This window comes from Clostridioides sp. ES-W-0018-02 (assembly GCF_020658175.1).
Taxonomy (GTDB): Bacteria; Bacillota; Clostridia; order Peptostreptococcales; family Peptostreptococcaceae; genus Clostridioides.
This window is the reverse complement of sequence record NZ_JACVVY010000003.1, coordinates 432557-458707: the sequence shown is the minus strand read 5'-3', so window position 1 is coordinate 458707 and position 26151 is coordinate 432557. Positions and strand designations below refer to the sequence as shown.

Below are 26151 nucleotides of genomic sequence, written 5' to 3'. Positions count from 1 at the left end.
GAACTATATTACATAATTATTTTCAAGTTGTTATCCATGCTTGATTATAAAATGTATATAGTTCCTTTTTTAATTTCTACTTTTATTTAATACTTTTTAATTTAACATTTTCCAATTTGATACTTTTATTTTAATTTGCCTTTATAGAATTTATAATATAGCATCTTTATTAAATTCTTACTACTGAACTAAGTTTAATAAACTGTTTAATGCAGTTTGATTTATGCCATCTCCAGCTTCATATACTAGACTTGTCTTTTTAGGCTCTAGAGCAGTTTTCTGAGCAGATGTTACACTATTTCCAAGCATAACTACTGGTGATTTTAATTTTGCTGCTAAAGGTCCTGATGTTAATGCATCTACTAACTGATTACTCTTACTTACAAATATTGATGAATATTCAACATTTGGATAGAATTTCTGTATTACTTTTCCATTTGTTTCTTCTCTATTTTCTCCAGCTATTCTATTTTTAGATACATCATTAGTAATAACTTTATCTAATTTACTTATTACTGAATCAGATATACTTAAATTACCACCTATAAAGTATGCATCTTTTACATTTAAGTCTGATACCCAGTTATAGATTTCATCACTTACATTATCTTTTGATACTAATACGATTGGCTGTTTTTCTTCTCCTGCTTTTGAAGCTATAGAAAGAGAATCTGCTTCACCTGTACCACTTGTTATATATAGTTTGTCTACTGGATTAGTCTTAGCTAATTCTTTTGCTATTAAAAGAGATGTGCTATATCTATCTGAGCCACCCACTCTGTTTATTGATACATTTGATAATGTATCTTTTATCTCACTTTCAACTTTATCTCCAATAGAATTATTTCCTCCTATTAAGATAACTTTACTTGGATTAAGTCTTTTTATTTCATTTTTGGTAGATGTTGGTATGTCACCCTTATTTACTAATAATATAGGTGCATCATTTGCAGTAGCAAGTGGAGTTGATGTTATACCATCTACTATATAATATCCATTTACTAATACTACTGTATCTGAATTTGTAGCCCATCCTTTTTTACTTATTGCAACTGCTGTATCATATCTTTCAGCACCTCTTAATTTTTCCACCTTGACATTAGATGGTGGAGTCACTGGCTGTTCATTGCTGTCAGAGTACAAGCTCTTTAAATCATTTTGTATAGATGTACTATTTGCTATATCTTTAGCTGAAAAATACATACTACCCTTTATTTCACTATATTTTCTATTTAATGTTACTTGCTTAACTATTTCTTTTGCTATGTTTTGCCCATTATAACTTGATTGCCCTTGCTTATATATACCTTGTCCTATGTATAAATCTACATTTGTTCCTTTTACTTCATTTGCCCACCATGCTACTAATTTAGAGTAATCTGCAGCTTTAAGACCAATTGGCCAGTAAAGTTGTGGAACTACGTAATCAACTAATCCTTGTTTTATCCATGCTCTTGTATCTGCATATGTACCTACATAACTTTCATTACCTGATGTATCTGAACCTGTTGGGTCACTACTCTTATTTCTCCATATTCCAGCTGGACTCACACCAAACACAACTTCAGGCTTTATACTCTTTATAGATGCCTTTACATCTCTAAGTAGAGTATTTACATTTTCTCTTCTCCAATTGTCTTTGTTTTGTCCTTGTCCATATTTTTGATATGTAGCAGTATCATTGAAGCTTACTCCTGGATAGAAATAATCATCGAAATGAACACCATCTATATCATAATTTTGAACTACCTCTGCTATACTATCAACTATGTACTTTCTAACTTCTGGTAGACCTGGGTCATAGTAATACTTATTTCCATGTTTAACTACCCAGCTTGGGTTTTTCTTTGCTGGATGGTTTGCTGGCAACTTATCTATGCTCTCATCTGCCATAGTTATTCTGTATGGATTAAACCATGCGTGAAATTCCATTCCTCTTTTGTGTGCTTCTTCTATTAAAAATGGTAATGGATCATATCCAGGGTCTTTACCTTGAGTACCTGTAAGATATTCAGACCATGGATTTATATTTGATTTATATAAAGCATCTGATTTTGGTCTTACTTGAACCACTGCTGTGTTTATCCCTGAACTTTTTAATTTGTCTAATAGGTCTGTGTATTCCTTTTTTTGCTTGGCTTCATTATTTTTAGTCTTAGGCCAATCTAAGTTATAAACTGTAGATATCCAAGCTGCTCTCATTTCCTTATCATTTGACGAATCAGCAAATGAACTTACACTACACATTGTAAGTGTCATTACCAACGATAATAGTAATATACTTATCTTTTTCATTTCATCCCCCTTAATTTCTTAAATTTATTTTTTTCTACAATATACTCCTTACTAAGTATATCTAAAATTCATATTATCTGTCAAATATTGAATAATATAGTTAATATTTATATTTAATATTTGATTATAATATGAAATAATTTATTATAAAAAAAACAGCAAAGAAATTTATCTTCTTTGCTGTTTTTATAACGTTCATCACTATTTTAATATTAATTAATACTTCACTCTCTATGTAAAACATTAAACATAACTGCATTTAATGTTAATATTCAATCCTATGTAAATTAAATCTATTATTATTGTAAAACACGTGTAGCAGTTATAAGTCTTCTAGCATAATTAGTTCCTGGAGCCATACTAGTAACTTTTACTACATCTCCTGTTTGTGGTGAATGTATAAATTTAGAATCTCCTATATACAACCCAACATGATTTATTGAACCACCTGAACCAAAGAAAACTAAATCTCCTGCTTTTAATTCTGCTCTAGATACTTTCTTTCCTACTGTTGCTTGTGATCTTGATACTCTTGGCAAATTAACTCCTGCTCCATTTTTGTAAACATAAGAAGTGAACCCAGAACAATCAAAAGAGTTTGGTCCAGTTGCTCCCCATCTATATGGTTTACCTTGTTGCTTAAATGCTAAGTTTAAAACATTTTGTACCTTTGCGTCTACATTTCCACCTTCAATAGTTAAATAATCTCCATTTACCCATCCTGTAACATTGTCAACTGTTTTTATTTTTATCCATCCATTTGAATGTAATTCTAAAACTTCAACTTTGTCACCTGTGTTTATCTTTCCTACTATTGCATCATTTGCACTAGCTCCACTTCTCATGTTTAAGAAGTCACATTGATCTACTGTCGCAGTCATAGGTGAATTAGATAACTCTGCTGCACTAGCTGTTATTGCTCCCGCCTCCACTGTAACAACTCCTGCTATTAACACCATCGCTATAAATTTTTTCAATATATGTTTTTTATTTTTAATATTCATCATAATCTCAAATACCTAATCCTTTCGAAAATTTAACATTTTGTTCCTTCGTTTCCAATTCCTAATTAACATTCTAACTTACATCAAAATAAATTGCAACCTTTTTTGTAATCTTTTTGTAATCTTTTTGTAATCTTTTGTTTCTTTTTAGTCTCTATTTGTTTCTTTTTGCTCCCCCTGGTTACAAATTAGAAATATATTCTACTTATCTCGAGTTATTGCAATTTCCTTGATATTAGCATCTTCTGGTTTAATGTAAGTTGGTACTAATTTTCTCATTACACTATCTATTTTTTCAGTTTCTTCATTGTTTGTAATTTCTTTTAAAAGTTTTAAGTATTTTGTTATTTCTTCTCTATCAACATCTATTGGCCTACCAATAAAAATCTTTTTATGCTCTGTATCTAACAGACCTTCTTCTGACATAAGAAGTTCTTCATACAATTTTTCTCCTGGTCTAAGACCAGAAAATTCAATTTTTATATCAACATCTGGTTCAAACCCACTAAATTTTATTAAATTTTTTGCTAAATCCAATATTTTTACAGGCTCTCCCATATCAAGCACAAATACTTCTCCACCTTTAGCCATAGCTCCAGCCTGTATAACAAGTCCTACAGCCTCTGGTATCGTCATAAAATATCTAATGATATCTGGATGTGTAACAGTTACTGGTCCTCCATCTTCAATTTGCTTCTTAAAAAGGGGAATTACACTTCCATTACTTCCAAGTACATTTCCAAATCTAACTGCAACAAACTCAGTCTGACTTTCATCATTCATTGTCTGTATAATCATCTCAGCAGCTCTTTTAGTAGCTCCCATTATATTTGTAGGATTTACAGCTTTATCTGTAGATATAAGGACAAACTTCTTAGCTTTATATTTTGAAGATAAACCTGCTATATTTAAAGTTCCAAATATATTATTCTTTATAGCTTCACCAGGGCTTGACTCCATAAGAGGAACATGTTTATGAGCTGCTGCATGGAACACTACTTCTGGCTTATATTTATTAAATATTTCATCCATTCTTTTTTCTTCTCTTATTGAAGCTATTATTGCTTTTAAATCCAGCTTGTTTTTATATTTTCTAAGCAATTCTTGTTGTATTGCATAAGCATTATTCTCATAATTATCAACTATAATAAGTTCTTTAGGATTAAATCCTGCAATCTGTCTGCAAAGCTCTGAACCAATTGAGCCTCCTCCTCCAGTTACAAGGATTACTTTTCCTTCAATGTAGTTACTTATCTCTTTTAAATTTGTTCTTATAGGCTCTCTACCCAATAAGTCTTCTATTTCTACCTCTCTAATCTGTTTTATGTCAACTTTTCCATCTATAATTTCATAAATCCCTGGTATTGTCTTTATTTTACAATTAGTATTTTTACACATATCAATAATTTCTTTTTTTCTGCGTTTTTCTATGTTGGCAATAGAAAAAATTATTTCATCTACTTTATATTCTTCAACTATATCATTTATCTTTGAAGTTGTTCCTACAATCTTTACATTATGAATTATTCTTCCGATTTTATTTTTATCATCATCGATTATAGCTACTGCGACTTTTTTAAGTTCTGGATTTCGCTTTAATTCTTGTATAACCATCTCTCCAGCATCTCCTGCTCCAATTATAAGAATGTTAGAAACCTTCCCTCTAGAATAGGTTTTATTCATGACTATTCTTATAGCTCTGTACCCTATTCTCACTCCACTTGTAAACATTATAATGAATATCGTATTTAATACATAAAGCATTATAGGATAATCGAGTCCCAATATTCTATTTATCACATAAGCTGGAATTAGATAAGCTAAAGTTGCAATAAAAATCGAAATAATTTCTTCTTCTCCTGCATATCTCCACAATGTGTTGTAACACTTAAACAATCTAAATGATACTATATGGAGTACAATATATATACAAACTGAAATTATTACATTATTAACATTGAATACATCTAAATTTCCTGTCAAACTCAAAGACATTCGAAATGCTACTAGCACGCTACAAATATCTAGAATTAATAATGTTAGTTGTCTAAATTTATATTTTTTAAAAAGCTTATTAAAAAAGCTTTCTTTCTCTAAATCTATACTTTCTCGCATAACTAGAAGCCCTCCATTAAACAGCAAAAGCTACGCACCTAAGCATAGCCAACAACATCTATCTTTTGCTGTATTTTTCAATTCTTATTTTTTATATTTATCTAATATAGAGTCGTATATTTTTGCTATATCATTAAAGTTTAAATTAACTTCATAATTTTCTCTAACAAACTGACGCCCTTTTTTACCCATATTAAGTCTAAGTTCATCATTTTCCATTAGCTTTATTATAGCATTTTTTATTTCTTCTGGTTGCTTTGGCTCTACAATTAGCCCAGTTTCATTTTTCAATACAGATTCTGGATGTCCACCTACATTTGTAACAATGACAGGAACTTCACAAGACTCTGATTCTATTGCAGCTACACCAAAACCCTCTCTCAAAGAAGGAAATACAGTTACATCAAAAGAATTAAAAGTCTTACTTACATCCTCTGGAGATATTCTACCTAAAAATTGAACATCTTCTTCTAGTCCTAATTCCTTAGTCAAATTCACTAAGTTATCCATTTGACTTCCAGAACCACCTATTTTTAAAATTATTTTCTTTTCTTTATATTCATCTTTCAACATCTTAAATGCTTGTACTAAATATTCAATTCCATATTTTTTTTCCAAACTCTTTATAATTCCTATTACAAAAGCATCTTCTTTTTCTACTTCCATAGGTTTAAATCTATCCATATCTACTCCGAAAAAGGTTACATCTACATGCTTAGTTGTATATTTATTAGCTTCTTTAGCCATGTCTCTACTATTTGAAAATATATAATCTGCTTTTCTAAAGTTATGTTTTATAATTTGTTTTTGTATAAAACCATTGTTTGGGAAATCGTAAATATCAGTACCCCAAACAGAAATAATATATGGATGATACCCAAGTAAACTCCCTATAAATCCATAGCTACTTGCATATTGTGCATGAAGTATATCTGGCTTTATTTCATTTACTAGTTTCTTTATTTGTTTTATTGAACCTAAGTATCCTGTTTTTTTAGAAATATTTTCATTTTTCAGTTCTTCTACGTTAGAACCAAAATCATATATTTTAATTCCTTCCATGTGACCTCCATTTAAAGAGATTACATGAATGTCATATCCTTTATTTTTAAAAAAACTACACCATTTCAAAGTATGAGGATTTGACCCATCAGCCAAATAACAAACAGTCTTCATAATATTTACCTTCCTATCGAATAATACTCAATACCTAGTTCTTTCATATCTTCAAGCTTATAGCAATTTCTTCCATCTAGAACTAAAGGATTTTTCATCTTTTCCTTATACTTATGTATATCATAATTTAAGACATCTTTCCACTCTGTCATTATAAAACATATCTCTGCATCTTCTATTGTATCATCTATAGATTTAGCATAAAGTATAGAATCTCCAAATATTTTCTTAGTATTTTCAACTCCTATTGGGTCAAATGCAGTAACTTTTGCTCCTCTTTCAAGCAAATATTTTATATTTGGGATAGATGGAGCTTCTCTTATATCATCAGTATCTGGCTTAAATGTTAGTCCTAAAACAGCAACTTTCATATCTTGAAAACTCTCTACTAGTTTAGATGCCTTTCTAACTAATTTAAGTTTTTGGCTTTCATTCACTTCTATAGCAGCTTTTACTGTTTTTAACTCATATCCATTATGTTCAGACAACCAGTGAAGAGCTTTTGTATCTTTAGGGAAACAAGAACCTCCATAACCTATACCTGCTTTTAAGAATTTACTTCCTATTCTATCATCATAACTCATTCCTAAGGCAACATCTTCCACATTAGCTCCTGCTATCTCACAAAGATTTGCAATATCATTCATAAAAGATATCTTAAGTGCTAAAAAATTATTTGATGCATATTTTATCATTTCAGCACTATTTCTATTAGTTACTATTATAGGTTGATTAAAAGGTTTATAGATTTCTTCCAGTATTTCTCTTGCCCACTCACTTTCCACTCCTATAACGATTCTTGAAGCATGTAAAGTATCTCTTACTGCGCTACCTTGTGATAAAAACTCTGGATTAGATGCAAGTTCAACTTTCACATCATTTTTTAAGTTTCTATTTATATAATCTTCTATTTCTTCATTTGTTCCAATTGGTACTGTAGATTTTATTACTACTAAAGTATCTTTTGTTACAGTTTCAGCTATTTGCTTTGCAACTGCCTTTATATAATCTAAATTAGCTGAACCATCACTTCTTTCAGGAGTTCCCACAGCTATTAGTATTATATCTACATCTTCATAAGCTTTTTTATAATCTGTAGTATAATTTATTCTTCCTTTTTTATAATTTCTAACCATAAGTTCTTCTAGGCCTTCTTCATATATAGGTGCTATCCCAAGTTGCATCGATTTAACTTTGTGTTCATCTATATCAACACAAATTACATTTTCATTGCCTACCTCTGCTAGACAAACACCTGTTACTAGCCCTACATATCCAGTCCCAGCTATAGCTATTTTCATTTTTTTACCTCCAAGTATATAAAACTTATACTCTTTTTTTAATGGCATTAAAAACATAGAAACAAAATACATATAGACTTTTTGGTAAACTTAAATTTTCAACATTTCTATAAGTATTCCAAGTTCGTTTTAATGCTTTTATCTTATTGCTTGATATAGAATTCCCAACTAACCTATAATTCACTAAATCTTCTTGAATTCCATATGCATATTTTTCCTTTTTAAGTAATTGTAACCAAGTTGCAGTATCTTGTCCTCTTCTTACTAAAGGCATACTAAATTCACCTATGACATCCTTATCGATGACTACAGTAGAACACCCTATTATAGTATTTCTAAGTAATCCTTCATAGTCAATCTTTTTAGGTGCTCTTGCAACTTTACTCGTTTTTGTTCCATCTTGTCTCATATATCTATAAGATGTAAAAGAAAACCCGATATTTTCTTTTAACATATATCCTATCTGAATTTCTAACTTTTTACTCTCCCATAAATCATCACTATCTACAAATGCAATAAATCTACCTTCCGCATTTTCAATACCAACATTCCTAGATACTGCAGCTCCAGAATTTTTTTCAAGCTTTATATATTTTATTCTAGCATCTTCTTTTTGAAAACTTTTTATAATTTCACTTGAATTGTCCTTAGAACAATCATCCACTAATAAAAGCTGCCAATTTTTATAAGTTTGATTTTGGATTGACTTTATTGTCTCTGATAAAAACTCTTCTGAATTATATACAGGAGTAATTATCGATACTAAAGGCTCATTCATATTTTTACTCTCCTTATATAGCAACTAGCAGTACTATACCAACAAGTTTACTTAGATACTAACTTTTTTTGTCCAATATATTTGTAATATCCTAATGGGAACAACACTAAATACAATAATTTATCAGATATTTTTTTGATTTCGCCAAAATAATGACTGTCAGATAACAATGAGTATCTAGCTAAATTTATGTAATTCTTTATCCACATATATGGATATCTACCTAAAGGATATGTATTTTGATTTATTAAATATAAAAACTCTAATGCTCTACCTTTTAATGCATTTTTATTTAATATATTCTTAGTCAAACCATCATCCAAATAATCTCTTATTATCATAGGTTTGTTTACACATTTAACTTTATAGTATTTAGACATTTCATTCCATACTACACTTTCTGGTAAAAATCTCACTTCTTTTCTTTCTGGAAAAGGAAATTTTATAAGCTCATCAGTTACAAATACTATGCTTTTATCTCCCTTAACACCATATTTAAAATATAGGTCTGCAAAGTGACATATTTTTTTATCCTCAGGCATTTCTGTGCCTATTAAATCTCCACTTGGGTATACACAAAGTCCAACAACCCCACTAAATCCTTCTTTATTTTCTACAGAATTCCATTCATCATTAGCAATTTCAAGAGAATCTTTAATTAAACCATCATCACTATCTACAATGAAAAATAGTTCTCCATCTGCATTTTTTACACCTAGATTTATTGCAGTATGCTTTCCTCCATTTTCTTTGTATATATATCTTATATTTAATTTATCTTCTGATATAAATTTTTCAACTAATTCTTTAGTACCGTCACTACTTCCATCATCAACAATCAACCATTCAAAGTCGTTGAAATCATATGTTTGAGCTTTTAAATCATTATACAAATTTTCAAGTAAATGTGCTCTATTATATGTTGGAGTAAATACAGTAAATTTATATTTATACATTAATTAAATCTTCCTCTCTATCTAACTTTTTTTAATTCCATTTATTCCATAATTAATAAAGTAGTATATAGCTTTGTATAGAGGTATTTTTTCTATATTTCTATATATATTCCAAGTCCACATAGCAGCCTTTATCTTATTACCACTAAGGGAGTTACTAGATTTTCTATATAATGCTAAAACTTCATTTATTCCATGAGCGATATGTCCTCTTTTCAATATAGATAACCACAAGACATAATCTTCATGTCTTACACCACTCATTTTAATTTCAAAATCCAATTTAGACTTATCAATTACAACAGTAAGACATCCCAAAATATTTCCCTTTAATAACCTTCTATAATCTACATTAGGTGGCACTTTTATTACTTTATTTAACTTTTTATCATTTTCGTCCATCAGTTCATATGAAGTAAATGAGATTACATAGTCATTTTCTAACATAAAGTTTACTTGTTTTTCTAACTTACTACTATTCCACTGGTCATCACTATCTAAAAAAGCTATAAATTGTCCTGTCGCATTACTTAATGCTAGATTTCTAGCATTAGAGACACCCTTATTAGTCTCAGTCTTTATGCATTTTATTCTACTATCTTGTTGCATATAAGATTTGACTATACTAGGACTATTATCTGTTGAGCAATCATCAATAATTAACATTTCCCATTCTTGATAAGTTTGGTTTAATACTGATTTTATGGTTGCTTCAATAAATTTTTCAGAATTATACATGGGAGTAATTATAGATACTAAATTCTTCTTCATATTACCTTCCTCATCATTTATAAAATATTTATTTAATTTTACTTAATACACAATCATATATCCTCTTGCAGTTCTTATTGTCATTATATCTGAAAAACTTATTTCTTTCATTTTTTTGGTTACCCATAACCTCAAAATTATTTTCAATAATATCAATAAGTTTATTCACAGCTTCATCATTATTATAAGCCAAAGACCCAAACATTTCGCTTTTTAAATCTATATACGAGTCAACTTTTTCCATATATTCATCTAAATCAAATTGATAAAATAAAATAGGTCTGTTCATATAGAGAAAATCTATGGCAACACTTGAATAATCAGTTATGTTTGCAGCTGATTTTCTTATTTCATTTGCTAGAGTTACCCCTTTATCTAAAAATACAATTCGTTTACCAGTTATGTTTTCTTTTATGTCATCTATAAACTCATGCATAAGATGATGCATATAAATTTTTACATTTATATCTTTCTCATCTAATATTTTATTTAATTTATCATCATTCAAGAAATTCATTATATTTTTAAAATAATCTGTATCTGTAAATTTTCCTGAACTAAATTTTATCCAGTCTCTCCATGTAGGAGTATATAATATATCTCGTGTTTGTGCAACTTCATTTGTTGGTAAATTGTCATATCTTGCATTTCCAATTATATAAACTGAGTCATCTAACATTCCCCAATCATTTACCATAACATCTCTTTCAAACTCAGAACTTGCTGTAACTATATTATAACTTTTATATAGGTTATCTATAATATTTTTAAACTTTTTATTCATTGGCTTTCTCTTTTTAAAACTTATCGTTCCATGATTTAAGAACACTTTTATCGTCTTTTTATGGAAATAATTAAGAACAGGTACAGCAAAGTTATAAGGTGCTATATCTGCTGATGGCGCATGTGAAAATACTATAGCTTTTGAATTGTAATAATATAGATAGTTTTCTACACTTCCTCTTATTAATTTCTTGCCTGGAATTTTATTGAATACTTTACTGTCTTTATTTACTACCCAATAAGTTTCTACATCATTATGTTCTTTCAACATATACTCATAAAAGAACTTGGCATTATCATTGTATATATCTCCTGAATGTCCACCTATAAGCCAAATATTTCTACCATTAAACTTATGCTTACTAAATGGATACATAAAAAAAGCCAAAAGCATATTTATTAAAAATTTAACCTTGTCCATAAACACCATCCTCATTATAACTTATACTGTCTAAATCCATTAATTCTTCCTTTTATAGTGGCACTATGATAATCTTTGTTGGAACTCAATATAAGACCGCCTATATTTCTTACAAGCTTTGATGCCATAACCTTTACAAACTTATAATTCTTTCTATAGACTATTTCTTTTTTGCAAATGGCTCCAAAACCTCTTCCATAGTTATAATCTTTTTGATACTTTTCTTTAGATTTAGAATGTTTTTTTGCAGGATGGTAAATTATATCATTCCCAAAGTATTTTCCTTTAAATCCTAAACTCAACAGGTTTAAAACATAATCTATCTCTTCACCAGCACCAAAATCTCCACCAACACCTAATTTTTCGTCAAATCGTGTATATTCTTTTTCTCCAAAATCAACAAAAAAAGTTATGGATGTTATAGTATTTAAAACGTTGGAACTTGTGATATCACAAGTTCCATCATACATTTTCTTAAATGCATCAATTTTATTTGCATCCATAGTTTTACAACTGTATATTTTATAAGCTTTATTTTTATTAAAGAAGTTTGTAACTTTTTCTAATGTATCATTTTCGTAGACACAGTCATCATCAGGAAAACCTATAATTTGCCCTTTAGCATTATCTATGCCTACATTTCTGTTATAACTTAATCCTAGCTTATCGCTTTTTATATACTTTATATCTAACTTATCAACGTATTTATCAACTATCTCCTTAACTTTGTTATTATCATTTTGATCTATTACTATAAGTTCAAAGTTTTTGTAAGTTTGATTTTCTAAGCTATCCATAAGTAAGTATATATCATCATATCTATTTAATGTTGGCATTATTAATGATATTAACATTACTACCTCCTACTTTTCATTTTCCACAAATCTACCTCTCTTTTATCGTTTAATATTACTTCTTTTATTAGTAATACTATTGTGAAACTAAATGAAGCTTCTAATAATAAATTTTCTGCAAAAGAATATAGTAAAAATATGAATAAAGCTACTAAATACTCTTTTTTATCTTTTTCTATAAAGCTTTGTATACCTTTATACATCAAAAACATAAATAAGATGCAAGCAATTACTCCTAGTACACTAATTATATATATATAAGAACTGTCTAATGGATTAGTTGCTTTTATAGCAGCACTATATGAATTTCCAAAAGGTTTCATAAAATTTCCCTCTTGAGCTAAGTATACATTCCAGAACTTAGGTCTACTTGCTAATAATCTATTTAGTACACTACTTTTAGAAAACATCATACCAATAATTACACTAAATAAAGTAAGTATTATCGGTGATGTCTTTATAAGCATTGGTAGTACTTTTATTTTTTTTAGGTCTATCACTCTTATTATCTCTACAAATATTAATCCTGCTAATATAGTAAAAAAGCCAGTTCTACTATATGTAGTTTGATAAACAAAGAATGCAGATCCAAATAAAATTATTCTATCCCATTTATTATAGTTTTTATATCTTAAGAATATATATGCTGCATATATAGTAACCATATAATAAAATACTCCATTTGGATTACCAAGTCCAAAATCCATTCTTGTAACAAGCGTATCTAATTTTCCTATATATCTATAGTGGACTTCCTGATTAAATACTAATGAAGGAAATAAATTAAATAATAATATAGCTCCTATTAAAAAACATACAGATATTATTAAATAACTTTTAACTATACATTTATCATCTATTTGTTTAGCTGATACAGCTAACAAAACAATTAATAATATAGCTCCTTCTCTATTTAATATATAAAGTAATACACAAGCTCCAACTAGCACCATTTCTGTTATACTTTTTCTCTTATCAAATAAAAAAAGTAGCATTAGTATTCCTATTGAAGAATAAAATAACGCTGATTTAATTATCCCTATACTCATATCTGGGTCAATAAATGATATCATATACTTTCTAAGTACTATGATAAACAAAACAAATATATAAAGATATTTTTTAATCATAATATTTCTATCATCGTTTAAAGTCTTCATTTCACTTTCTCCCTTTTAGCTTCTTAAAGTATTACTTGCAAATATTTTACAACACTTCCATATCTTATTTACACCTGTTAAGTGCTTACTTTCTAAGAAATAATTTCTTTTCTTAGCCCAACTTTTTCCCCACCAATGTATTCCATAAGTATTTTCTGTAATACATTCTGGTGTAAAGTCTTCTTTAAATCCAAAAGGATAAAAATATTCTTTATCGTAGACACGGATGCCTTCTTCATAGTTATTTTGGTCAATCTTTTTATAATTTTTTTCCATAAGATAAGTCATAACTTTTGGTATTGTAAACAATGAAGAAGTAAGCACCTCTTTTTCGTAGTACTCTAATAAATCTTTAAAGAAAGGATGTCCTTTTTCTACACCTACTATGGCTGCATTCATGTATTCTCCATCATCTTCATATCCACATATAAGCCTATTATTTTCTAAAAGAGGAGTTATATCCTTTAATATCTGCATATCTGTATCCAGATAAACTCCACCTTGTTCATATAGTACTCTTACTCTTGTATAATCTGATATGAATGCCCAAAGCTTTCTTTTATAACATTCTTCCAAAAACTTATTTCCTTTTATTTCTTTCTCTATATCAAAGTTTTTTTCATTCCACTCTACTATCTCATATTCTGGAAGTTTTTCTTTCCAGGAATTTATACATATATTTTCTATATTTCCTTTTGGACCACCAAACCATACATAATGTATTTTTTTAGGAATCAAATGAACACCTCCTACATATATTCTTGTCTATCTTCTTCTTTTAATTGCTCTACTATCTTTTTGACATCTTGAGCTTTATCTTTTCTACAAACCATAACTGCATCATTCGTAGATACTACTATCAAATCACTAATACCTATTGTCGATATTAATTTGTCATCTGAATATATAATTGAGTTTTTAGTATCTATAGTAATATTTTCACCTCTTTTGATGTTACCTTCATCATCAGTTGGATATATCGCACCTAGGGAGTCCCAAGAACCAACATCATTCCAACCAAAATCACCAGGAACTACTATAACGTCATTACTTCTTTCCATAATACCATAATCTATAGAGATTGATTGTATTGTTGGATAGATTTCTCTTATTTTTTCTATTTCTTCTTCTGTTCCTAAGTAATTACTGATTTCCTCTAATTTTTCATATACTTTTGGTAAGTATCTCTTAAAATCTTCCAATATCTTGGATACCTTCCATACAAACATACCACTATTCCACACATATTTCTTAGAATTTACATACTCTTTAGCAATTTCATAGTTTGGCTTTTCTACAAACTCCACTACTTCATATGCAACATTTTCTATTGTATTTTCTCTACTAAAGTTTATGTATCCATATCCTGTTGATGGGAATGTAGGATTTATCCCAATAGTTACTAGTTTATCATTATTTTCTGCTATATAAATAGCTTTTTCTAAAATAGCTTTAAATTCTTTTTCATCTTTTATATAATGGTCAGCTGGATATACACACATAACACCATCACCATATTTTTTCATTATGTTAAAGGCTGCAAAACCTATAGCTGCTGCCGTATTTCTGGCACATGGTTCTGGTAAGATATTGCTGTATAAACATTTATCTTTTACTGTATCTTTTAAAGCGTCCATTTGCTTCTCATTAGTTACTATAAATAAATCCTCTTTGTTTGCTAGAGAATCTATTCTGTTTATAGTTTCATTTATTAAAGCATCTTCTCCACTTAAATTTATAAGCTGCTTAGGTACTTCTTGTCTACTAAGTGGCCAGAAACGAGTTCCGCCTCCTCCAGCCATTATGACATTATATACTTTCATTGTTTATCTCCCCTTAGCTCTTTATATAGAATCCACCACATTTAATATATAAGATATTAAATTATTCAACTTAGATTCTACATCTTCTTGGTTATCTGAATTTGCTCCAAAGTAAAATTTAATTTTAGGTTCTGTACCTGAAGGTCTTATAGCTATCCAAGAACCATCTTCAAGTAAAAATTTAAGTACATCTGATTTAGGTAAATCATCTACTCCATCTTTATAGTCTAAAATCTTATCTACTTTTACATCAGCCACATTATCTATTTTAACACTTCTAAAGTAAAGCATCATCTCTTTTATTTTTTTTATTCCTTCTATGCCTTTTAAAGTCACTGACTTTAATTCCTCTTTGTAGTACCCAAATTTATTATATGTATCTATCAAGGCTTCATACAAGTTCATACCTTTTGAAAAATAGTATGCTGCCATTTCACATATCATAAGCGAAGATACAACACCATCTTTATCTCTAGCATGAGTTCCAATTAAGTAACCATAGCTTTCCTCATATCCCATTATAAAGCTTCTATCATTACTTTCTTCAAACGCTTTTATTTTTTCTCCTATAAATTTGAACCCTGTTAAAGTATTCAAACAATCTACATTATAAGCCTTTGCTATTTTTGCACCTAGTTCTGATGTAACTATAGTTTTTATTATTGTAGGATTGTTTTTAGGAAGTTTATTTTCTTCAACTAAACTCTCTACTATATATCTAACTAAAAGTGAGCCAACTTGGTTTCCATTTAAGACTACATACTCACCACTAGAATCTTTTACAACAACACCTACTCTGTCACAATCAGGGTCTGTCCCTATTATCAAATCAGTACCATTACTCTTTGCCATTTCAATAGCTATATTAAATACTGACTTTTCTTCAGGATTAGGATACTTAACTGTTGAAAAATTAGAATCTGGCAATTCTTGCTCCTTAACCACCATTACATTTTCAAAGCCACATTCATTTAAGACTCTTCTTACTGGTTTATTTCCGGTTCCATGAATAGGTGTATATATTATTTTTAATTTTTTTCCATATTCATCTATCGTGCTTTGTCTTAAAACTTGCTTCTTAACAGCCTTTATAAACTCATCATCTATTTCATTATCTAATATAGTTATTAAATTTTTAGATAAAGCTTCTTCAAAATCTACACTTTTAATGATACTGTAATCATCAATCTTATTAACTTCTGTAATTATATCATTGGCCATATCTATACAGATTTGACCTCCATCTGAGTCATATACCTTATATCCATTGTACTCTTTAGGATTATGACTTGCTGTTATTACTATTCCCATAGCACACTTTAAATGTCTAACAGCAAAAGAAAGTTCTGGTGTAGGCTTTAACTCTTCAAAAATATAAGCCTTTACACCATATGCACTTAAAGTTTTAGCTACTTCTATACAAAACTCTCTTGACATGTATCTACTATCATGTGCTATAACAATTCCTTTTTGCTTTCCTTCTTCACCTTGCGTCTTCATAATATAATTTGAAATTCCAAGTGTTGCACGTCTAACAGTATAAATATTGATTCTATTAGTTCCCGCTCCTATTATACCCCTTAGACCACCTGTCCCAAATTCTAAATTTTTATAGAATCTATCTTGTATTTCTTTGTTATCATCCTTTATACTTAATAGCTCTTCTTTGGTTTGTTCATCAAAATAAGGAGAATTTAACCACATCTCATAATTATTTTTATAATCCATATTTTCATCCTTTCTGACTCTATTTTAATTTTTTAAGGTAAATGTCTATCTTTTAAGTAGTTTTTGCTTTCCTTTTTTTAAAAATTCAAAAGCTAAGTCCATCTCTTCTACCTTAAATAAAACTATCAATATCGTATATACAGAAGCCCCACCTAATACTCCAGTTCCAACTGCTATAATTTCTTTAATTGTTCCTGCACCTATAAATGCATATAGATTGTTATATATCAATAAAGTGACTACTGCCATCACACCTGATGCTACCAAACTTTTAAGACCAGTCTTTATGATTTTATCTCCTCCAAAATATCCAGTTTTCTTTTTAAGAGATATAAACAATAATATAACTGTAATTATATTAGACGTACTAGTTGATATAGCAATACCTGCATGACCAAGTGGTCTTATCAATATTAAATTAAGAACTATATTTATTATTAAGGCTATACTTCCATTTATCATTGGTGTCTTTGTATCTGAAAGAGAATAGAATGCTCTATATAAAACATCTCTTACCCCACAAGCCAATAAACCTAACGAATATAATCTAAGAGCTATAGATGTAAGGTCTGTTGATAATGCATCAAACTTACCCCTTTGGAATAGTATTCTAACTAGAGGTTCTGCTAGTATAATAGCTCCTATGGATATTGGAAGCACTACCAATATAATACAATTTGATGACTTTACAATAGTACTTATAAAGCCTTCTTTATTATCTTTACCCGACATTTTTGCCAACTTAGGATATATAACTGTTATTATAGATGTAACAAATAATGCCATAACAAACTCATTTAGTCTATTTGCATAGTTAAGGGCAGACAACTTTCCATCCCCCAAAGTAGTTGCCAATAACCTGTCAACAAATATATTTAACTGTCCAACAGCTACACCTATTAACATAGGCAAGACTAGATTCACTAATTCTTTTATGGACTCATCCTTTAAATTTATATATGGTTTATACTTGTAGGACTTCTTAAATGCAAATGGGAGTTGAAACAATAACTGACTTGCCATGGCAATCAATGCTCCTGCTGGTAGTATCCATACATTTTTACCTGCACTTAGTGCTATTGCTGCTATTATTATGATATTATATGGAATTCCTATAAGACCTGGAATTACAAAACTGTCATTCACCTGTAAAAATGAACTAAATATTTTACTTCCACTTAAGAACAAAACTCCTGAAATCATTATTTTAGTAAATAGTATTGCTGCTTGAAACTTAGCAGGGTCACTTCTAAATCCTGCTGCAAATACTGTAACAAATTGCTCTGTAAATAAAAGCCCAAAAATAGCTATTATTATAGCCATTATATAGCATATATTTAAAACATTGTTAGTAAATTTTAAGGCACCTTCATCTCCGAGTCTTTTCTTTGTCTCAAAGTACATAGGTATATAAGTTGTAGCAATTGCAGAACCTATGACTGCTATGATTAAACCAGGTATATTTAATGTTAATACAAATACGTCTGCATACATACCTGTTCCATAGAAATTTGCAAGTACAAGTTCTCTAAGGAAACCTAATACTTTTGAAAACATAGTGGCCGCCATAATCCACAATGCTGCTTTAGCTGTTTTTGACATTTTCTTTCTCCTTCTCTAATTTAAACTCTAAAAGTAGAACTTTTAAAACTGCTTATAAACATTATTCTGATTAAGTAAATTTAACCTATGAAAAGCTTCCTTAATAAATTAAAGACTATCTTGACTCATATCTAAGCGCTCTAAATACAATCAATAGTAATAATAGTATTAATATTATACAAGATAAGGATGTTAAATTAAGTATACTCTTTAACAGACTATAATTACCTACTGTATATCCAACTTCAATTACATCACTTATGTTGTTATCTTTCAAGAATTTATCTTGTGCATGACTTAAATTATCACTACAAATCAGTATTGGCATATTTTCTTTGGCCGATACTACTCCCAAAGAAATATATTCGTTTACATCAGATCTACTTCCAAAATCTAATTTAGCAGTATAGATTTTCTTTATATCTTTTTCATCATAAAACTTCTTTATTAAATCGACATTTGTGCTTGACTTATTTATTTGCTTTATACCTTCTATATTCTTTAAGCTAGAATCAATGTCTGCAATAAACTCTTTTGAATCACCTAATGCATATATTTTTTCAAGGTTTTTACTTTTTAAGAAGTCAATTTGTTCTTCAAAACCTTCATCTTGAGCCCATATTATTGGCATTCCATTTTTAGCTGCATAAGAATATACAGATATGGCATTCTCTAATCCTGTAGTTGAGCTAAGTAAAAATGCCTTATCGAATCCTACTGTTCTGTACATTTCTCTAGCTATCTTTAAAGATGTATCATATCTGTCTTTTCCTCTTATTCTTTCTACTTTAATTCCCATTTTCTCTATATTACGTTCAGCATCTTTAGATACTGCCTTTAAACCACCTATTATCGTAACCTTCTCTGGACCTAGCTCTTTTAGATAATTTCTTGTTACTCTACCAACATTTTTACTCTTAGTTACAACTATCGGAGCATTTTTTACATATGCCAAAGGTGTTGCACTTATACTATCTACAATTGACTCTTCATTTACAAGAATTACTTCTTTAGCATTCTTGAATACTCTTTTATTTAATTCTGTTGAAATCTCTGGTATACTACCTTCTATCAACTCTTTTTTAGGACTTACATCTGCAAATACCCCCACTGTACTAGAAATAGAGATTAGCAAAACTAACGATAATATAGTAGAAATTTTTTTAATCATAAGTTCTCATTCCTTTTCTTTTTGTATTTTTTGACAATAAAAAAGCTCTTTTTTAAAGAGCTTTTTCATTGATTAATAATCTAATATTTTAAAATTATCTAGCTCCGTCTCCTGTCAATACTACTTTAACAGTTTTAAAGAGTATCTTAAAGTCAAGTAATATACTCCTATTTTTTATATAGTAAATATCTTCTTTAAGTTTTTCTTCAGGAGTGATTTCGTATCCACCATTTACTTGTGCCCAACCTGTAAGTCCAGGTTTTATAGCAAGCCTGTTGATAAATCCAGGTATTTCCTCATTAAATTGAACAGTAAAGTTTGGTCTCTCTGGTCTAGGACCTATTAAGCCCATGTCCCCCTTTAATATATTAAACAGCTGTGGAATCTCATCAATTCTAGTTTTCCTAATAAACTTTCCAACCTTAGTTATTCTAGGATCATCTTTTTCAGCCCATTGTGCGCCAAATTTTTCTGCGTCTGTTCTCATAGATCTCAATTTATATATATAGAATCTTCTCCCGCATTTTCCTAGTCTTTCTTGCTTATAAGTTATTGGTCCTTTGTCCTCTATTTTAATAAGAATTCCAAATATTGCTATTAAAGGTAAACCTACTACAAGTCCTAATATAGATAAAACTAAATCCACAACTCTTTGGTACAAGTCAAACAACACTGTGCCTTTTACTATGCTATAGTCAATCTCACTTGCAATTTCTTTATCTGCCCCTGGATAGCTTGTAACTTTAGGTATTTCACATTCATCATTAGTATATCCAGACATAGTTACCTCCATATTGGAATAAAAAATTTTTAAATTCTTAATTTCAACGTATTTCTATCTTATTTTTGACTTATTTCTATATTATACTCAATAATGAGAAGTTTATCAATACAATAAACGTCATTGTAAACAATTTGATTCTTTGCAAAAATATATCATCTCTTGCTATATTTTACATTATAACAGGAGATGATATATTTTGCTTTAATATTTTTTATTTTATTTTACTGTATCTTCTATTCCTATTCCAATTTGAGTTCCCATTGTCTTTACTTTTTCTGCTGTATTTAACTTGTCCATGTCGCTCTTATTGTCTATAAATGCGCATTCTACAAGTATTGCAGGATATTTATTGTTTCTTAATACATATAGGTAATCATTTCCATTAGCAAGTGTTCTTGTCTTGATTCCTCTATTTTGCATATTAAATTTCTCTAATATTCTTTTTAATATATTTGATGCAGCAGTCTTAGTTGTTCCACCATTTTTATCTTTTACTTTGTAAAAAATTTCCACACCATTACCAGCTCCATTAGATGCATTGTAATGTATACTTGTAAATAAATCTGGCTTTATAGTGTTTGATAATGTCGTTCTTTCTCCTAAAGCCATTGTTTTATCTGTATCTCTAGTCATAACAACATTTATACCTTTTGAACGTAAATATTCAGTAGTTGCTAGTGCTGTATTAAGAGTATATTTCTTTTCTTGAGCTCCACCATTTAATCCACTTGTTGCTCCTGAGTCAGAACCCCCATGACCTGGGTCTATCACTACAGTTTTTCCTGCTGCTGAACCTGGATTTTCTGGTTCTGTTGGTGCATTGTGTTTTGATAAACTAGATGCTATAGAACTTATAACACTATCCTTCATTCCATCACCAATTTGATATACTGTTCCTGCTGTTTTTTCTGATAAGTTTGTACTATGGTATGCAGAAACGTAAGTTTTTGGAGTTATAAGTATTGGAGATTTCAACTTAGCTGCTAAAGGTCCTGCTGTTATTGAGTCAACTATTATATCAGATTTTGCAACTAACATTGCGCTCAATTCTTTATCTGGATAGAAAGTCTTAATTACCTTCGCATTAGTTTCATGTCTATCAGCTCCAGATACTCTGTTTTTTGAAGTTGCATTTTTTGCTATCTTAGATATTTGGTCTATAAGTTTTGATGATAGACTTTGGTCTCCACCTATGTAGTAAGCTTCTTCTAAACCTTGTGAAGATAGCCAATTATATGTACTTTCTGGTACAGAATCTTTATTAGCTAATATTATAGGTTGTTGGTCTTCACCTGCTTTTGATGAAATATTAAGAGCATCGTACTCACCAGCATATCCATTTGCTATATATATCTTATTAACATCATGATACTTATCGATTTCTTTTGCTATAAGTAAAGATGTTTCATGTCTATCAACTCCACCAATACGAGTTACATTTACATCTACAGCAGATTTTATTTGAGATACTGCCTTTTGTGAAACTGAACCATCATCACCTATGATTATTACATCACTTGGGTTTAGACGTTTTAATTCAGCCTTTGTACTTTCTGGTATATCATCTTTATTTGCAAGTAATATTGGTGCATCATATGTAGAAGCAAGTGGAGTAGCTGTGATTCCATCTGCTGCTAGTTCTCCATTAACTATTACAACCTTACTAGCTCCATCTTTCCATCCTTGTTTACTTATCTCAACTGCTGTCTCAAATCTAGTAGCTCCTGCAAGTTTTTTTACTGGTGCAGAAGTTTTTCTCATATATTCATTCACTGCTTTTGTTGAGTTAGCATCACTTATTATAAACTCTTGTGTAACATCATAATCTTTAAGATTTAATCCCATAGATTCTAAATCTTCTTTATTTAAAACCTTCTGTTCATCTTTACCATTTACTTTTATGCTTTGAAGTTCCCATACATTTAAGTATTCTGGGTCTTTGTTATAGTTTATTACACCTTCATATGTATCTGTTTTTTCATTGTAATTTAAAGTAGCTTCAAGTGGCATATCATAACACATAAAGTTTAATGTTATTGAATCAGCATTTAATTTTTCTTTAAACTTTACACTTGCATTCGATTTACTTCCTAACACAACACTTTTTCTTTGTAAATTTATATTAATATCTGAATTAGATTCTGTATTTGCAGTAGTATTTTCCGCTGCTAAAGCCACGTTTGGTGCCACCATTGCTATAGACAACATTCCTGTTGCTAATAATTTTGTTCTCTTTTTCATCGTATCCCCCCTAGATTTTTAGATATTTAAATCTTATTTAATTCTTCTTGAACTTGTTTTATATTACATAAATTCAATATTATGTAAATCTTTTTTCATTATAGCACAAAAGATTACAAATTGTAATCTTTTTGTAATCTTTTATGGCATGTTTTTTTAATTTTCGCTAGGGAAAAACTGGATTATTACTGAGAATTTCTGCATATTTGAACAAATTAAAGAAATATTTTTTTAAACAAAACACTACATTAAATTTTAATAAATATTTTCTTTTTATACATAAACGACATTATTATAACCCAAAACAATACATACAAGAGAGAAAATACAAGAGAATCCCATGTTGTACCTGCCCAAGGTGTTATAAATTCATATGTAGTCCATTCCACCAAAGTAGTAGGATAATCTACTTTATCAGTAAGTTTTGGTAAATTCCAAAACACATGGCTCAATATTTCAAGACACATGTATGTAAAAATAGGGCTACTTCCAAGTGCTATTATTGGAGTAAATATTTTGCTTTTATTTTTGATGTCACATATAAAGTAAAATATTGCCAATAAAATACCATAACTTCCAGCCATTAAAAGTACGAATGAACTTGACCATAATCTCTTATTAAATGGAAAATATTGATTAAAAGCAAAAGCACATATAAGTAAAATGATACTCATAATTAATATTTTGAAGAATTTTTTATACTGTCCTATATTTTCTTTTAGAAGTACACACCCCATAGTACAACCCAACATACCTGAAGAAATTGCTACTATACTTGTTAAAAATCCATCTGGTTCAAACTCTGGCTTGTACAAATGTCCTTTGAAAAAATGGAAATCCACTAATTGTGCAAGAGAACCTTCTAACTCAAATCCATATGGTTTTGCCACTATATAGTATCCCACTATGATAAATGCAGATATACATAAGAAAGTAATTATAGTTGCAGTGCTTCCTACATTCAGTTTTTTTAGTAGTAAATACACTAGACTAGTTACAAGGTATACTAATCCCATACGTTGAAGCACCCCAAGTATTCTTACAGTACTTAAGTCATGATTTCCTAGGTAATTTAAGAAAAATCCAAACAACATTAGTAAAATACTTCTCTTAAATATACTTATTATTATTCGTATTGTAGATTTACTATTCTTTAGTTTACTGTTTATTGATATTGGAATTGTAACACCTAAGGATATAACAAAGAAAGGAAATGCAAAATCTGCAAGTGTTACACCATGCCATATAGCATGTCTAAGTTGTGGATACATTCTCATCCAAGTCCCAGGATTATTGCAAACTATCATGAGGGCTATTGATAGCCCTCTTATTATATCAATTGATTTAACTCTATTTTTCATAATTTTTGTATCTAATTTACCTTCAAATCCACTCTCCATATTACCTCCCCAAGATTTAATTGTATATTTATCTTTAGCTATGAATCAATCTAACTATATATTTTCAAATATAAATATAAAATATAGCTTTCTTAAATATACATCTTTTTAGTTAAGAAATTTCTTTAGAAATCCAAGTTTATCTAATATATCTTGTATCTTATTAATTTTCTGGCTTATAGAATCTATAGCTTTTTCAATTGAATCAACCTTAGCTTCTAAATCTTCAACCTGATTTACTTTTTTGTCTATAGTACCATGATTAGTGATGTCACTATTAGATGAGTTATCTATAAGCTTTCCTATATAACCATCATTAATCAATTTTGTATCATTAGCAGATGCCAATATCATCATTGTTTCTATATCTGAATTTCTAGTATTTTCTATAACTCTACCATTTTTGTCACGAACTGACAATATAGTTATTGTATCATGATTGTTAAATCCACCTTCTCCAATATTTCTCACTATAACATTTACTAAAGTAGCATAGTTATTTACCTCACCATTAGGCATATCAATAGTGATAGTCTTTGAACAATCACCTTTTATATTCACAGTTATTGGCTTATTTGTTATCATTCTAAAAGCTTCATTTACAGTATCCTCTTTTGGATTAAAGTTAATAATGTCATTAGGACTTGCAATATTTATCATATTAGTTAATTCCTCAACGGTTTTAGCTTCAAAGATAGTTTTATCTTGTAAAGTCTTAATTTCATTAAAAGCTTCTTCATTTCCATTTCCACCAACTTGTGTTACAGTACTTAATTTTTTAGTACTAAGTATATCCCTTTGCTTTGTATTTAGTTTATCACCGACCAAAACAACAGGTGATTCATTCTTTGCTGCCAATACTCCAACTGCCAATGAATCAATAAGTTGATTTTCATTTTTACTTCCATCTTTAGTTACATATAGATTGTTTAAATCTACATCAGAATAAAACTTTTCTATAACCTTGGCATTAGTTTCATTTCTATCCTTTCCACTCAATCTTTCTGCATTAGGGAGGCTTTTTTCTACAGCTCTTGAAACAGAATTTGTACCTCCAATTACATATGCCTTTATAACTTTCTCATCTTTTATAAATTTCTCAAATGCTTCTACTCCATTCTTTGGACTAGATAATACTACAGGCATATTATTTTGAGCAGAAGGTGCCCCAACACTTACAGCATCACTTAGCCCTTTTTCGCCATTTACAACAGCTACCTCCTTAACATCTTTAATATCTTTTAGTTTATTTGCTAAAAGTAATGAAGTTTCATATCTATCATTACCACTAATTCTTTCTACATTTAATCCATCACTTTTTAATTGATTCTCTATATCCTTGTTTAACACAGCAGTCCCACCAATTAAATAAATATCCTTAGCTCCCAAACGCTTTAGCTCTGTTTTGGTTCTATCATCCAGTTTATTGCTTTCTGTTAAAAGTATTGGAGCTCCCTTAACTTTTGCAAATGGTGTAGCTGAAAGAGCATCAGCCAAAGAGCTATCATTGACTAATACAGCATTATTACTAGAACTATATGCTTTTTGGCTTATCTTTACAGCAGTTTCATATCTCCCTTCACCTATTAATTTTTCCTCTGTAAGTGCATATGATGAAGTTATAGAAATCCCACTTAAAGTAAGCGCTATTGTCAATATTGTTAAAATAGTTTTTGGTGCTTTCATTTTATTACCCCCTTATTTCGTTTAAAATCTTACTATATTATATTATAGAATATCTTTACACTATTTTACAGTTTAAAATTATTACATTTTTATCTATAAAAA

The 26151-nt window shown here is 29.3% G+C and carries 20 protein-coding genes; all 20 read right to left on the bottom strand.

Annotation, left to right across the window (positions count from 1 at the left end; genetic code table 11):
- Positions 1–180: 180 nt before the first annotated feature.
- Positions 181–2295, bottom strand: a complete 2115-nt coding sequence (locus IC219_RS10710) for a cell wall-binding glycosyl-hydrolase Cwp19 (RefSeq protein ID WP_227830830.1) — start codon at positions 2293–2295, stop codon at positions 181–183.
- Between the two features lie 299 nt (positions 2296–2594).
- Complete coding sequence (locus IC219_RS10705; RefSeq protein ID WP_227434465.1) at positions 2595–3299, bottom strand: SH3 domain-containing C40 family peptidase; 705 nt, start codon at positions 3297–3299, stop codon at positions 2595–2597.
- Positions 3300–3500: 201 nt separating this feature from the next.
- Positions 3501–5414: a polysaccharide biosynthesis protein gene (locus IC219_RS10700; RefSeq protein ID WP_227434464.1), complete on the bottom strand. Its 1914-nt coding sequence runs from the start codon at positions 5412–5414 to the stop codon at positions 3501–3503.
- Between the two features lie 84 nt (positions 5415–5498).
- The gene (locus tag IC219_RS10695) at positions 5499–6590 is read right to left on the bottom strand and encodes a glycosyltransferase family 4 protein (RefSeq protein WP_227434463.1); all 1092 of its coding nucleotides are present in this window, start codon (positions 6588–6590) and stop codon (positions 5499–5501) included.
- 5 nt (positions 6591–6595) lie between these two features.
- Positions 6596–7963 carry a UDP-glucose dehydrogenase family protein gene (locus tag IC219_RS10690; RefSeq protein WP_413926633.1) on the bottom strand — a complete coding sequence of 456 codons (1368 nt, stop codon included), beginning with the start codon at positions 7961–7963 and terminating at the stop codon, positions 6596–6598.
- The gene (locus tag IC219_RS10685; RefSeq protein ID WP_227482121.1) at positions 7917–8669 is read right to left on the bottom strand and encodes a glycosyltransferase family 2 protein; all 753 of its coding nucleotides are present in this window, start codon (positions 8667–8669) and stop codon (positions 7917–7919) included. The genes IC219_RS10690 and IC219_RS10685 overlap by 47 nt, the downstream gene beginning before the upstream one ends.
- A gap of 47 nt (positions 8670–8716) precedes the next feature.
- Entirely contained in the window at positions 8717–9625 is a 909-nt protein-coding gene (locus IC219_RS10680; protein ID WP_227830831.1) for a glycosyltransferase family A protein, read from the bottom strand.
- Positions 9626–9646: 21 nt separating this feature from the next.
- On the bottom strand, positions 9647–10396 hold the full coding sequence (locus tag IC219_RS10675) for a glycosyltransferase family 2 protein (protein WP_227434459.1): 750 nt from the start codon (positions 10394–10396) through the stop codon (positions 9647–9649).
- A 28-nt stretch (positions 10397–10424) separates the two neighbouring features.
- Complete coding sequence (locus IC219_RS10670; RefSeq protein WP_227434458.1) at positions 10425–11600, bottom strand: CDP-glycerol glycerophosphotransferase family protein; 1176 nt, start codon at positions 11598–11600, stop codon at positions 10425–10427.
- Between the two features lie 14 nt (positions 11601–11614).
- Positions 11615–12454 carry a glycosyltransferase family 2 protein gene (locus IC219_RS10665; RefSeq protein ID WP_227830832.1) on the bottom strand — a complete coding sequence of 280 codons (840 nt, stop codon included), beginning with the start codon at positions 12452–12454 and terminating at the stop codon, positions 11615–11617.
- 2 nt (positions 12455–12456) lie between these two features.
- Positions 12457–13614, bottom strand: coding sequence for a polysaccharide polymerase (locus tag IC219_RS10660; protein WP_227434456.1), 1158 nt, complete (start codon positions 13612–13614; stop codon positions 12457–12459).
- Positions 13615–13629: 15 nt separating this feature from the next.
- Complete coding sequence (locus IC219_RS10655; RefSeq protein WP_227434455.1) at positions 13630–14352, bottom strand: glycosyltransferase; 723 nt, start codon at positions 14350–14352, stop codon at positions 13630–13632.
- Positions 14353–14363: 11 nt separating this feature from the next.
- Positions 14364–15437: a mannose-1-phosphate guanylyltransferase gene (locus IC219_RS10650; protein WP_227830833.1), complete on the bottom strand. Its 1074-nt coding sequence runs from the start codon at positions 15435–15437 to the stop codon at positions 14364–14366.
- A 21-nt stretch (positions 15438–15458) separates the two neighbouring features.
- Positions 15459–17165 (bottom strand): phospho-sugar mutase, encoded by a 1707-nt coding sequence (locus IC219_RS10645; protein WP_227830834.1) that lies wholly within the window; start codon positions 17163–17165, stop codon positions 15459–15461.
- Between the two features lie 45 nt (positions 17166–17210).
- Positions 17211–18767, bottom strand: a complete 1557-nt coding sequence (gene murJ, locus IC219_RS10640) for a murein biosynthesis integral membrane protein MurJ (RefSeq protein ID WP_227482116.1) — start codon at positions 18765–18767, stop codon at positions 17211–17213.
- Positions 18768–18882: 115 nt separating this feature from the next.
- Complete coding sequence (locus IC219_RS10635; RefSeq protein ID WP_227830835.1) at positions 18883–19938, bottom strand: cell wall-binding repeat-containing protein; 1056 nt, start codon at positions 19936–19938, stop codon at positions 18883–18885.
- Positions 19939–20032: 94 nt separating this feature from the next.
- Positions 20033–20719 (bottom strand): sugar transferase, encoded by a 687-nt coding sequence (locus tag IC219_RS10630; RefSeq protein ID WP_227434450.1) that lies wholly within the window; start codon positions 20717–20719, stop codon positions 20033–20035.
- Positions 20720–20938: 219 nt separating this feature from the next.
- A complete protein-coding gene (locus tag IC219_RS10625; RefSeq protein ID WP_227434449.1) occupies positions 20939–22963 on the bottom strand; it encodes an N-acetylmuramoyl-L-alanine amidase in 2025 nt (674 codons plus the stop codon).
- Positions 22964–23211: 248 nt separating this feature from the next.
- A complete protein-coding gene (locus IC219_RS10620; protein WP_227830836.1) occupies positions 23212–24363 on the bottom strand; it encodes a DUF5009 domain-containing protein in 1152 nt (383 codons plus the stop codon).
- Between the two features lie 108 nt (positions 24364–24471).
- Positions 24472–26049 carry a cell wall-binding repeat-containing protein gene (locus IC219_RS10615; RefSeq protein WP_227830837.1) on the bottom strand — a complete coding sequence of 526 codons (1578 nt, stop codon included), beginning with the start codon at positions 26047–26049 and terminating at the stop codon, positions 24472–24474.
- Positions 26050–26151 lie beyond the last annotated feature (102 nt).